At 71.3% G+C, this 11,809-nt stretch carries 10 protein-coding genes; 7 read left to right on the top strand and 3 right to left on the bottom strand.

Annotation, left to right across the window (positions count from 1 at the left end):
• The first annotated feature begins 10 nt into the window (after positions 1 to 10).
• Together ATL45_RS09050 and ATL45_RS09045 are read left to right on the top strand one after the other, a co-directional pair.
• The gene (locus ATL45_RS09050) at positions 11 to 904 is read left to right on the top strand and encodes an ABC transporter ATP-binding protein (RefSeq protein WP_093155785.1); all 894 of its coding nucleotides are present in this window, start codon (positions 11 to 13) and stop codon (positions 902 to 904) included.
• Positions 901 to 1,626, top strand: coding sequence for an ABC transporter permease (locus ATL45_RS09045; protein WP_093155784.1), 726 nt, complete (start codon positions 901 to 903; stop codon positions 1,624 to 1,626). The genes ATL45_RS09050 and ATL45_RS09045 overlap by 4 nt, the downstream gene beginning before the upstream one ends.
• A 137-nt stretch (positions 1,627 to 1,763) precedes the next feature.
• On the opposite strand, the gene ATL45_RS09040 is transcribed toward ATL45_RS09045, so the two are convergent.
• Positions 1,764 to 3,338, bottom strand: coding sequence for a dolichyl-phosphate-mannose--protein mannosyltransferase (locus ATL45_RS09040; RefSeq protein ID WP_093155782.1), 1,575 nt, complete (start codon positions 3,336 to 3,338; stop codon positions 1,764 to 1,766).
• A gap of 106 nt (positions 3,339 to 3,444) precedes the next feature.
• Between ATL45_RS09040 and rsmI the strand changes: the two genes are divergently transcribed.
• Complete coding sequence (rsmI, locus tag ATL45_RS09035) at positions 3,445 to 4,278, top strand: 16S rRNA (cytidine(1402)-2'-O)-methyltransferase (RefSeq protein ID WP_093155781.1); 834 nt, start codon at positions 3,445 to 3,447, stop codon at positions 4,276 to 4,278.
• Positions 4,279 to 4,457: 179 nt separating this feature from the next.
• Here rsmI and ATL45_RS09030 read toward each other — a convergent pair whose 3' ends face one another.
• Complete coding sequence (locus tag ATL45_RS09030) at positions 4,458 to 5,726, bottom strand: aminodeoxychorismate synthase component I (RefSeq protein ID WP_246025237.1); 1,269 nt, start codon at positions 5,724 to 5,726, stop codon at positions 4,458 to 4,460.
• Between the two features lie 91 nt (positions 5,727 to 5,817).
• On the opposite strand from ATL45_RS09030, the gene ATL45_RS09025 reads away from it, so the two are divergent.
• Positions 5,818 to 6,840, top strand: coding sequence for a glycoside hydrolase family 183 protein (locus ATL45_RS09025; RefSeq protein WP_093156011.1), 1,023 nt, complete (start codon positions 5,818 to 5,820; stop codon positions 6,838 to 6,840).
• Positions 6,841 to 6,878: 38 nt separating this feature from the next.
• Here ATL45_RS09025 and ATL45_RS09020 read toward each other — a convergent pair whose 3' ends face one another.
• Positions 6,879 to 7,874: a WD40 repeat domain-containing protein gene (locus ATL45_RS09020; RefSeq protein ID WP_121505316.1), complete on the bottom strand. Its 996-nt coding sequence runs from the start codon at positions 7,872 to 7,874 to the stop codon at positions 6,879 to 6,881.
• A gap of 193 nt (positions 7,875 to 8,067) precedes the next feature.
• Here ATL45_RS09020 and ATL45_RS09015 point away from each other — a divergent pair, with 193 nt between their 5' ends.
• The 3 genes from ATL45_RS09015 to ATL45_RS09005 all read left to right on the top strand — a co-directional run bounded on the left by ATL45_RS09015 (position 8,068) and on the right by ATL45_RS09005 (position 11,780).
• Complete coding sequence (locus tag ATL45_RS09015) at positions 8,068 to 8,916, top strand: esterase/lipase family protein (protein ID WP_093155778.1); 849 nt, start codon at positions 8,068 to 8,070, stop codon at positions 8,914 to 8,916.
• Positions 8,917 to 9,082: 166 nt separating this feature from the next.
• Complete coding sequence (metG, locus tag ATL45_RS09010) at positions 9,083 to 10,876, top strand: methionine--tRNA ligase (protein ID WP_093155777.1); 1,794 nt, start codon at positions 9,083 to 9,085, stop codon at positions 10,874 to 10,876.
• Positions 10,877 to 10,946: 70 nt separating this feature from the next.
• Positions 10,947 to 11,780 carry a TatD family hydrolase gene (locus tag ATL45_RS09005; RefSeq protein ID WP_093155775.1) on the top strand — a complete coding sequence of 278 codons (834 nt, stop codon included), beginning with the start codon at positions 10,947 to 10,949 and terminating at the stop codon, positions 11,778 to 11,780.
• Positions 11,781 to 11,809: the final 29 nt, after the last annotated feature.

Genomic DNA, 11,809 nt, shown 5'->3' with positions numbered 1-11,809 from the left:
GGCTTGAGCCATGACAACACCAGTGATCAGCGTGCAGGGCCTGCGCTGCCGCTACGGCGAGTTCGAAGCGGTCCGCGGGATCGACTTCGACGTGCAGCCCGGCGAGCTGTTCGCCCTGCTCGGCACGAACGGCGCGGGCAAGACGACCACGCTGGAGACCATCGAGGGCCACCGGGAGCCCAGCGGTGGCGTCGTGCGGGTCTTCGGCAAGGACCCGCGGCAGGACCGCTCGATCCGCCGCCGCATCGGCATCATGCTGCAGGAGGGCGGCTTCGCCGGTGACCTGACGGTGCGCGAGACCGCGGAGCTGGGCGGCGCGCTGACCGCACGCCCGTCCGATGTGGACGAATCGCTGGCCGCGGTCGGGCTGGCCGGGCGGCGCGAGGTGCGCGTCCGGCAGCTCTCCGGCGGCGAGCGCCGCCGCCTCGACCTGGCGCTGGCGCTGCTCGGCGAACCGGACCTGCTGTTCCTCGACGAGCCGACCACCGGGATGGACCCGGAATCCCGCCGCGCCACCTGGGACCTGGTGCGCGGACTGCTCGCGCGCGGCACCACCGTCCTGCTCACCACGCACTACCTGGAAGAGGCCGAACGGCTCGCGCACCGGCTGGCGATCATGCACGAGGGCCGGATCGCGGTGTCCGGGCGGCTGGTCGACGTGCTGGCCGCGCACCGGGCGCGGATCAGCTTCGACACCCAGCGCGACGCGGTGCTCCCGCCGCTGGCCGGGACGGCCGAGGTGACCGGCACGCACGTCGAGATCCGCACGCCCGACCTGCAGCGGGACCTGCACGCACTGCTCTCGTGGGCGGACGGCCGGCTGGAGCTCAGCGGCCTGCGCGCGCACCACGCAACGCTGGAGGACGTCTTCCAAGGCGTCCGGGAGGAGGTACTGGTCGCATGACCTCGGCCGTTCTCGCCCTCGGGCGCACCGAGTGGAAGCTGCTCTCGCGCAACAAGGCCGTGCTGCTCAGCGCGACGCTGCTGCCGCTGCTGCTCGGGTACATGCTGGCCGCCAACGTCCCCGCCGATGCCGGACCGGCCGCCTGGTCGATGATCCTGGGCATGCAGGTGCTGGCCGTGCAGGGCTTCACCGTCTACTTCACCACGACCGCGACGCTGGCCAGCCGCCGCGAGGACCGCTACCTCAAGCGGCTGCGCAGCGGCGAGGTGTCGGACGCGGTGATCCTGGGCGGCCTGCTGCTGCCGGTGGTCCTGCTCGGCCTCGTCCAGACGGCCGTGGTGGTGGCCATCGCGACCGCCATCGGCGCTCCGGTGCCCGCCAACCCGCTCCCGCTGGTGCTCGCTGCGCTGCTCGGCAGCGCGATGTCGCTGGTGGCGGGGGCTGCGACCAGCGGGTGGACCGCGAGCTCGGAGCAGGCGCAGATCACCACGATGCCGTGGTTCCTGGTCCTGATCGGCGGCTCGGTGTGGGTGTCGATGAGCGGCGAGATCACGCCGCTGACCTACCTGGTGCCCAGCGGCGGCGTGATGGACCTGACCAGGCTGGCCATGACCGGCGAGAACCTCCTCGGTGCCCTCCCGGCCATCGGTGCCCTGCTGGCCTGGACCGCGGTGCTCGCGGTGCTCTCCCGCATCTGGTTCCGCTGGGAACCGCGCGCCTGACCGGCTGTCATGGTCCTGGCTTGAGAGCTGTTTCCGCTGTTCAGAGCCCGTGAGTGTTTTGTGTTGCTATAACCTCACAAAACACTCACGGGTCTCCACCTGCGGAAATGGAGACGTCAGCCGGGGATCCTCCGGCCTCAGCGCCAGGAGGGGAGCCAGAGCTCGGCCTGCCAGCGCTCGGGCGTGATCGGCTCGCCGTTGAGGATCGGCCACAGCCAGATGAAGTTGGCCACCACCAGGCCCACGTACAACGCCACCGCCAGCAGCCCGGTGCGGCGCCGCTCGAAGTGGTCCCGGCCGGTGCCCAGCACCTCGCCCAGCACCAGCACGATCCCCAGCACCAGGAACGGTGCCAGCGGCGTCGCGTAGAAGTAGTACATCTGCCGGTCCAGGTTGAGGAACCACGGCAGGTAGCCCGCCCCGTACCCGACCAGCACCGCGGCGTAGCGCCAGTCCATCCGGCTCGTCGCCCGCCAGACCGCCCAGCCCGCGACCGGCAGCGCCAGCCACCACATCGCGGGCGTGCCGATCAGCATCGTCGCCTCGACGCAGCTGGAGCGCCCGCAACCCGGCATCCCGGACTCGTAGTAGTAGAGCATCGGGCGCATGCCCATCGGCCACGCCCACGGCTTCGACTCCCACGGGTGCGGCTCCTTCGGCGTCACCAGGTGGGTGTGGAAGTCCAGCACGTTGAACTGGTAGAAGAGCAGCGACCGCAGCGGATCCGGCAGGAAGCCCAAGCCCACGTCGTCGGAGACCAGCACGGCGTGCCGGTCGGTGGCGGTCTCGCTGGCGAACCACAGCGCCCAGGTCCCGAAGTACACCAGCAGCGGGATTGCCACCAGCGACCACAGCGCGGGCGCGGTGTCGCGCAGCAGCGCGGCCCGCCACGGGCGCGGCACCCCGGCCGCCCGCCTGGCCAGCGCATCCCAGATCACGCTGAGCAGGCCGAACGCCATGATGTAGTAGATGCCGTTCCACTTGACGCCGCAGGCCAGCCCGAGCATCAGCCCGGCCCCGAACCGCCACCAGCGGAACCCAAGCCGCGGCCCCCACCGGCTGTCGCCCAGCCTGCCCTCGACGCAGACCTGCCACATCCGGCTGCGCACCTGGTCGCGGTCGGCCAGCAGGCAGGCGAACGCGGCCAGCAGGAACATCGCCTGGAAGATGTCGAGCATGCCGACCCGCGACTGCACGTGGCTGACGCCGTCGCAGATCAGCAGGATCCCGGCGAGCGCGCCGAGCATCGTGGAGCGGGTCATCCGGCGGGCGATGCGCACGATCAGCAGCACCATCAGCGCGCCGCTCAGCGCGGCCGTGATCCGCCAGCCCCACGGGTTGTAGCCCAGCAGCCACTCGCCGATCGCGATCAGCTGCTTGCCCACTGGCGGGTGCGCGACCAGCTCGTAGCCGGGGTTGTCCTCGTAGCCGCCGTTGCGCAGCATCTGCCACGCCTGCGGCACGTAGTGCTTCTCGTCGAAGACCGGCGTGCCCTCGTTGGTCGCGCGCCCGAGGTCCCACAGCCGCACGACGCCGGCGATCAGCGTGATCACCAGGGTGACCAGCCAGCCGCGGAGCCGGTCCGAGGGCATCGTCACGTCCAGCAGCGGGAGGGGATCGCTCTCGCCCGGTTGCCGCGCCGGTGGTGTGCGGCCGACGTGGACGAGGTCGTCTGCGCTGCGGCCACCGGGAGTCGGGACGAGGACGCTCACGACCCCCGATCGTAGGAGACCGGCGGCGTTCCCGGTCCGCCGACGGTGGATCGCGTGGAAAGAGCCACGCGGGAGCGGCGGGGCCGTCGTCATTAGGCTCGCCGTCATGGATTCCGGGACGCTCCTGCTCGCCGCCACTCCGCTCGGCGACGTCCGCGACGCCTCCGCGCGCCTGATCGAGGCCCTCGGCTCGGCCGACGTCGTCGCCGCCGAGGACACCCGGCGGGTGCGCGCGCTGGCCAGCGCGCTCGACGTCGTGCCGACGGGCAAGGTGGTCAGCTACTACGAGGGCGTCGAAACGGCGCGCGCTCCGATGCTGCTCGACGCGCTGCGCGAGGGCCGCACGGTGCTGCTGGTCACCGACGCTGGCATGCCCAGCGTGTCGGATCCCGGATACCGCCTGGTCACGGCGTGCATCGCCGAGCAGCTGCCGGTGACCTGCCTGCCCGGGCCGTCCGCCGTCACCACCGCGCTGGCGGTGTCCGGACTGCCTTCGGACCGCTTCTGCTTCGAGGGCTTCCCGCCGCGCAAGCAGGGGGAGCGGCGCCGCTGGTTCGGCCGGCTGGCGGCGGAGGAACGCACCTGCGTGTTCTTCGAGGCGCCGCACCGGCTCGCCGACGCGCTGGCCGATGCGGCCGAGGTGCTCGGCGGGCAGCGGCGAGCCGCGGTTTGCCGCGAGCTGACCAAGACCTACGAGGAGATCCGCCGCGGCGGCCTCGCGGAGCTGGCGGCCTGGGCCGCCGAGGGCGTGCGCGGGGAGATCACCGTGGTGCTCGGCGGAGCCGAGCCGGAGGTGGCCGACCCGGCGGACCTGGTGGAGCAGGTGGAGCAGCGCGCGGCGGAGGGTGTGCGGCTGAAGGACGCGGTGGCGGAGGTCGCGGAGCTGGCGGGTGTCCGCAAGAAGGAGCTCTACGACGCGGTCCTCGCCGCCCGCCGCTGAGCTGAGACCGCGATTTCAATGGAAATCACGTCTCCGATTTCAATTGAAGTCGTGCGTCTCGTCGGCGTGTCGGGTGCCCGACACGCCGACGGTGCGTCAGGGGTTACGCGATTTCAATTGAAATCAGACGTCTGATTTCAATTGAAATCGCATCCGGTGGTCAGCCCTCGGGGTGGGTCCTAGGTGAGGAGGGCGAGGGCCGGTGCGGCTTTGGCCAGGACTTCGCGCCACTCGTGGTCCGGGTCGGAGTCCGCCGTGATGCCTCCGCCGACGCCCAGGTGGAACACGCCGTCGGCGTGCTCCAGGGTCCGGATGGCCACGTTCAGCTCCAGGCCCGCCACCGGTGACACCATGCCGACCGCTCCGCAGTAGACGTCGCGCGGCTGCGCCTCCAGCTCGGCGATGAGCTCCAGCGCGCGGACCTTCGGCGCACCGGTGACCGACGCGGGCGGGAACGTCGCCGCCAGCAGCGCCGAGTTCGGCAGCTCCGCGGGCACCTCGGCCCGCACGTCCGAGACCAGGTGCCACACGCCCGGGTGCGCCTGCACGTCCAGCAGCCGCGGCACGGTGACCCGGCCGACCTCGGCGACCCGGCCCAGGTCGTTGCGCGCCATGTCCACGATCATCACGTTCTCCGCGACGTCCTTCGCGGACGCCCGGAGCAGCTCGGCGTTGCGGTCGTCCTGCGGGCCCCGGCGCGGCAGCGTGCCCTTGATCGGGCTGGAGTGCACCACGCGCCCGCGCCGGGTGAGGAACAGCTCCGGGGACAGCGACGCGACCGCGCCCCACGATCCGGCCACGTAGGCGGCCCGGGCCGGGCGGAACCGCGCGCTGCCCGCGGCGAACACCTCCAGCGGATCACCCCGGAACGGCACCTCGAACCGGCTGCAGATGTTGGCCTGGAAGATCTCGCCCGCGCCGATCTCCTCGACGCAGCCCAGCACCGCCTTGGCGTGCTCGTCGCGGTCCGGGCACCGCACCGGCCCCGCCGCCCACTCCGCAGGCGGCACCTCGTCGGACGCGACCACCTCGGCGAGCTCCGCGATCAGCTCGGGCGACTGCTCGCCGAGCGCCTCGAACCACCACTGGCCGCTCGCATCGCGCCGCAGCACGTGATCGGCCCAGCCCCACGCGGCGGTGGGCAACCGCCGCGGGTGCGGGTGCCGACCGGGATCGGTGAGGCCGTAGCCGAGATAGCCGATCCAGCCGCCGCCGACCGCTCCACCGGGCTCGGCGTGCACCGGCGCGGTGTCGACCGTCGTGAAGGCGCGCTCGGACGGCGTGGTGTCGATCCGCACCGACGGCGCGAGCACGGCGGAGCCGCCGAACCAGTCGCCGGTCAGCGCAGCGGGCGGCGGCAGTCCGCGCAGGCGCGCGCGCACTGCCAAGCGGCGCAGCACCTGCTCGGCGCTCGCCGTCCCGTCCATCGGCTGGGTGAAAACCGGCACGGCGCCAGTATGGCCTGCGCGCCACGCCGTCCGGCCACCGCTGACAGCATTGCTGGCCTGCGGAAACGTGATCTCCGCGTACGGTGGCGGCATGGTGCGCGTGATGGGTGCGACGAGGCTCACCCGGATCACCGGTGAGGACTCCCGAAACCGCACGGCCAGCCGGTTCGGGATCACCGCCACCGATCTGGGGATCCTGTGGGACGACGGGCGCGGCGGCGTGCTGGTGGCCTTCGGCGACACTTACGGCGAGGGCTGGGGCGGACGTGGCGCCGGGCCCAAGGACGCCGACTGGCGGTTCAACGTCATAGCCCGCTCCACCAGCACCGATCTCGACGCCGGGCTGGACTTCGACTGGGTGCTCCCGCGCGAGGACGGCGCGGCCGGCCAGTTCCTGCCCGCCGACCGCTCCGCGCGCGAGCACACCGTCATCCCGACCTCCGGCATCGCCGTCGGCGGCCGCAACTACCTGCACTACATGTCCGTCCGCCGCTGGGGGATGCCCGGCGTGTGGCACACCAACTACGGAGCGCTGGCCCACTCCGACGACGGCGGCCGCACCTGGACCAAGGCCCCGACCGCGGTGTGGCCGAACAGCGGACAGCGCTGGTGGAACCGGTTCCGCCGCCGCGACGCCGGCGGCCACCCGTTCCAGATGATCGGCTTCGCGGGCGTGATCGACGGCCGCGTGCACCTGCTGGGCACCCCGAGCGGCCGGTTCGGATCCGGGTACCTGGCCCGCGTGCGCGCCGAAGACCTGCTCGAACCGGCCGCCTACGAGTACTGGACCGGCTCGGCCTGGAGCAGCGACGTGCTCGGCGCGGAGCCGGTGCTCAGCGCTCCGGTCGCGGAGCTGTCGGTGCAGTTCAACCGCCACTTCGGCCAGTGGTTCGCGGTGCACCTCGACGAGCACCGCGCGGCGATCGTCCTGCGCACCGCCCCGGAGCTGACCGGCCCGTGGACCGACGGCGAGGTCCTGGTGGCGGGCGCCCAGTACCCAGGGCTCTACGGAGGCTTCCAGCACCCGTGGTCGGTGGACGGCCCGGCGATCCACTTCACCCTCACCCAGTGGATCCCGTACAACGTCGACCTCTTCCGCGCCGACCTCGCCTGACCGCCGGGGCCAGCGGGACGGCACCTCGGCCGGGTTGGTCAGAGAGACAGGTCCCAGATGCGCACGACGCCATCCCGGCCGGCAGTCACGGCGACCGCACGATCCTGCATCCTGGTGACCGCCACAGCTTCGACGCTCGAACTGTCGCCGATCAGCGGCGGCCCGATCTGCCGACCGCTGCCGAGGTCCCAGATCCGCACGGTCCCGTCCTCGCCGCCGGTCACTGCGACGGCGCGGTCGCCGACCTCGGCGACGTCCAGGGCGTTGATGCCGTCCTCATGACCGGTGAGCGGTCCGTGAACCGGATCGTCTCCTTCGTTCCCGGACAGGTCGAACACGTACACCTTTCCGGAATCCGTGCCTGCCACGACCACCGGACGACCGTCGAGCCGGGCCAGCGCGACGGCGAGCGCACGCTGCTCGTCGTCCTCCAGGGAGAACGACGCGACCTGCTCGCCGTTCGCCGCGTCCCACACCTCCACCACGCCTTCCCCGCCCCCGACGACCAGCGAGCGGCCGTCGACGTTCGCGGTGGCCAGACCCCAGATCGAGCCGGTGTCCAGTTCCACGGGGGACTCCTCGTCGGACAGCCCCCACACCCGGACTCCGTCCCAGTGGATCCCGCTGCTCGCCACGAACAGCGGCGATCCATCGCCGTCGACCGTGGCAACGGACGAGACGTAGGGGTCGTCGCAGGTCGCCCCGCGGAGCAACTCGCCGCTGTCCAGGTCCCAGACGGCCGCTCCCTGCTCGTCGCCGCCCGCGGCCACCACCACGCGCCCGTCGGAGACGGCGACGGCAACCGAGTCGACATCGTTCGCGGCATCCGGGTGCTCGGCGGCCTGCGGGGCCTCGGCGAAGGCGTAGGCGAGCGGTCGCTCCCGCCACTCGTCCTGCAACGGGGCCCAGCTCCACAGCGCGTAGAAGCCGGTGCACACGACCAGCGGAGCCCCGTCCACGTCGACCACGGCAAGGCCGTCGATCCGGGGTTCGCCAGGCGCCGTGCTGCTCAGGACCAAACGCTCGTCGGACACCCGCGCAGGCTAGCCCCGCATCACCCGGGTGAACGTCGGTTTCGCGCGAAATTGACCAGGCATCCATCGTGACCTGCGGGTTTGTGGTCGGAGTGGGGTTCGGCCGGGGGAGACCGGCCGGATTCGGCGCGTCACCTTTGTGATCTGTGGCCGTTGTGGTTCGCAAGATCCCCACGACGAGGTGAGGCGGACCATGCGGATCAGAGGTGCCCTGGCCGGATTGGCGGCGTTGCTCGCGGTCACCGCGGTTGCAACCCCAGCGACCGCCGAGCCCGCGAACGTCGAACCCGCGCCACCCGGCGTCAACGACTGGAGCTGCCAGCCCAGCGAGGAGCACCCGACACCCGTGGTGCTGGTGCACGGGCTCGGCGGCTCGGCGCCGACGAACTGGGCGTACCTGGGCCCGGAGCTGGTCGGCGAGGGCTACTGCGTGTACGCGCTGACCTACGGCCGCCCGCCGCTGGTCCCGCCGATCACCGGTGGTTTCGCGCCGATGGAGGAGAGCGCGCCCGAGCTGGCCGCGTTCGTCGACGACGTGCTGGCCGCCACCGGCGCGGCGAAGGTCGACCTGGTCGGCCACTCCGAGGGCACCGTGATGCCGCAGTACTACCTGAAGTTCCTCGGCGGTGCGGACAAGGTGCAGCGCTACGTCGCGATCACCCCGCTCTACGACGGCACCACGCTGCAGAGCACCTCCGAACTGCTCGACCGACTGGCCGAGGAGATCCCGGTCGTCGGTGAGGTCCCGGACGAGCTGTGCGGCTCGTGCCGGCAGCTGTTCAAGGACTCGGAGTTCATGACGAAGCTCAACGCCGACGGCCCGGCGGTGCCCGGCGTCGAGTACACGACGATCATGACCCAGTACGACCAGCTGGTCACCCCGTACACCAGCGGCCACCTGGACGGCGCCACCAACATCGTCCTGCAGGACGTCTGCCCGGCCGACTTCTCCGAGCACATCGCGGTGGCCTTCAACCCCAACGTCGGCCGCCTGGTGCTCAACGCCCTCGACCCGGCCAACGCCCGACCGGTCCGCTGCTGAACCGCCGCCCCGGTGACGGTGGTCACGCGATTTCAATTGAAATCGGACGTCTGATTTCAATTGAAATCGCATCCCTCCGAACCCGGGGGCGTGCCGAGCGACCTCGTGCCCGGCAAACCCGGAACCCGTTCGAGGTCACACGGCTCCGAACCGTAGTCTGGTCGGCATGAGTGCCTCTGTGTTGACCGCTGTGGCTTGGCCCTACGCCAACGGTCCGCGGCACATCGGCCACGTCTCCGGCTTCGGTGTGCCCTCGGACGTCTTCTCGCGCTACCAGCGAATGGCGGGCAACCAGGTGCTCATGGTGTCCGGCACCGACGAGCACGGGACCCCCATCTCGGTGCAGGCCGAGAAGGAGGGCATGACCACCCGGCAGCTCGCCGACAAGTACAACCGGGTCATCGCCGAGGACCTGCAGGGCCTCGGGCTGTCCTACGACCTGTTCACCCGGACCACCACCGGCAACCACTACGCGGTCGTCCAGCAGCTGTTCCTCGCGCTGCACCGCAACGGCTACGTGCTGCCCAAGACCACGACCGGTGCGATCAGCCCGTCCACCGGCCGCACGCTGCCCGACCGCTACATCGAGGGCACCTGCCCGATCTGCGGTTACGACGGTGCGCGCGGCGACCAGTGCGACAACTGCGGCAACCAGCTCGACCCGGCCGACCTGATCAACCCGGTGTCCCGGATCAACGGCGAGAAGCCGCAGTTCGTGGAGACCGAGCACCTGTTCCTGGACCTGCCCGCGTTCACCGAGTCGCTGGGCAAGTGGCTGTCCACCCGCACCGACTGGCGCCCGAACGTGCTCAAGTTCGCGCAGAACCTGGTCGAGGACATGCGACCGCGCGCGATCAGCCGCGACCTGGACTGGGGCGTGCCGATCCCGCTGGACGGCTGGCGCGACCAGCCGATGAAGCGGTTCTACGTGTGGTTCGACGCGGTGATCGGCTACCTGTCGGCCAGCGTCGAGTGGGCCCGCCGGACCGGTGACGCGGACGCCTGGAAGCAGTACTGGACCGACCCGTCGGCCAAGGGCTACTACTTCATGGGCAAGGACAACATCACCTTCCACGCCCAGATCTGGCCGACGCTGCTGATGGGCCACAACGGCCAGGGCGACAAGGGCGGCGAGCCCGGCCCGTTCGGCACCCTGAACCTGCCGGACGAGATCGTCTCCAGCGAGTTCCTCACCATGAGCGGGTCGAAGTTCTCCACCTCCCGCGGCACGGTGATCTACGTGCGGGACTTCCTGCGCGAGTTCGGCCCGGACACCCTGCGCTACTTCATCTCGGTGGCCGGCCCGGAGAACCAGGACACCGACTTCACCTGGGACGAGTTCGTCCGCCGCACCAACTTCGAGCTGGCCAACGAGTGGGGCAACCTGGTCAACCGCTCCATCTCGATGGCCGCGAAGAACAACGGCGCGGTGCCCGCCCCGACCGCGCCCAAGGCCGCGGACGAGGAGCTGAAGGCGTTGTCCCGCAACGCTTTCGGGACCGTCGGCGGACACCTGGAGCGGTCCCGGTTCAAGGCAGCCGCGCAGGAGGCGATGCGCGTGGTGTCGGCGGCGAACAAGTACCTGTCCGACCAGGAGCCGTGGAAGCTCAAGGACGACCCGGACCGGCGCGACGCCGTCCTGCACACCGCGCTGCAGGTCGTCTCGGACGCCAACACGCTGCTCACCCCGTTCCTGCCGCACTCGGCGCAGAAGGTGCACGAGCTGCTGGGCGGCACCGGGGTCTGGTCGGCGCAGCCGGAGATCCGCGAGGTCGCGGACCTGGACGACGAGAGCGTCGAGTACCCGGTGCTGATGGGCGAGTACGCGGCCGAGCAGGCGGCGTGGCGCTCCACCGACATCGAGGTGGGTCGGCCGCTGAACAAGCCGAGCCCGCTGTTCGCCAAGCTGGACCCGAAGCTGGGCGAGACCGGGCCCGAGTGGGCCCCGATCGAGAGCTGACGCCAACGACGAGATGAGGGGCACCTGCGATCGCGGGTGCCCCTCACCCGTGTCGAAACTGGAGGCTGGGATGAGCAAGCGGGACCGGAAGCGGGAGCTGCCGCCGGTGCCGGAGGCGCTGCCCGCGCTCGCGGTCGACGCGCACACCCACCTGGACGCCTGCGGGGCGAAGACGCCCGACGAGGTGCGCGCCGTCGTGGACCGCGCGGAGGCCGCCGGGGTCGGCCGGGTGGTGACGGTCGCCGACGACATCGCCTCGGCGCAGTGGGCGGTCGAGGCGTCCACGTGGGACGACCGGGTGTTCGCCGCGGTCGCGCTGCACCCCACCCGCACCAAGGACTTCACCGACGCCGACCGCGGCGTGCTGGAGGAGCTGGTCGCGCACCCGCGGGTGGTCGCGGTCGGGGAGACCGGGCTCGACTACTACTGGGACTACTCGCCGCCGGAGCCGCAGCAGGAGGCGTTCCGCTGGCACATCGACCTGGCCAAGCGCAGCGGCAAGCCGCTGATGATCCACGACCGCGAGGCGCACCAGGACATCCTGCGGATCCTCGCCGAGGAGGGCGCTCCGGAGAAGGTGGTGTTCCACTGCTTCTCCGGTGACGCCGAGTTCGCCCGCGCCTGCGTGGCCGCCGGGTACGTGCTCTCGTTCGCCGGGACCGCGACCTTCCGCAACGCCAAGGGGCTGCGGGAGGCGGCGCAGCTGGTTCCGCTGGAGCAGATGGTGGTGGAGACCGACGCGCCGTTCCTCACCCCGCACCCGTTCCGGGGCCAGCCGAACGAGCCCTACTGCGTCAATTACACCCTGCGGGATCTTGCGGAACTCCGTGGCATGACGCTGGAAGAACTCGTGGTAGCGACGACGGCCACCGCCGAGCGGCTCTTCGCGCTCGATCAGGTGTAACCCGGGGCCGCCTTCCTTCACCCGCTGTC

This window comes from Saccharopolyspora antimicrobica (assembly GCF_003635025.1).
GTDB classification, from domain to species: domain Bacteria; phylum Actinomycetota; class Actinomycetes; order Mycobacteriales; family Pseudonocardiaceae; genus Saccharopolyspora; species Saccharopolyspora antimicrobica.
This window is presented reverse-complemented; position numbering and strand designations above follow the sequence as displayed.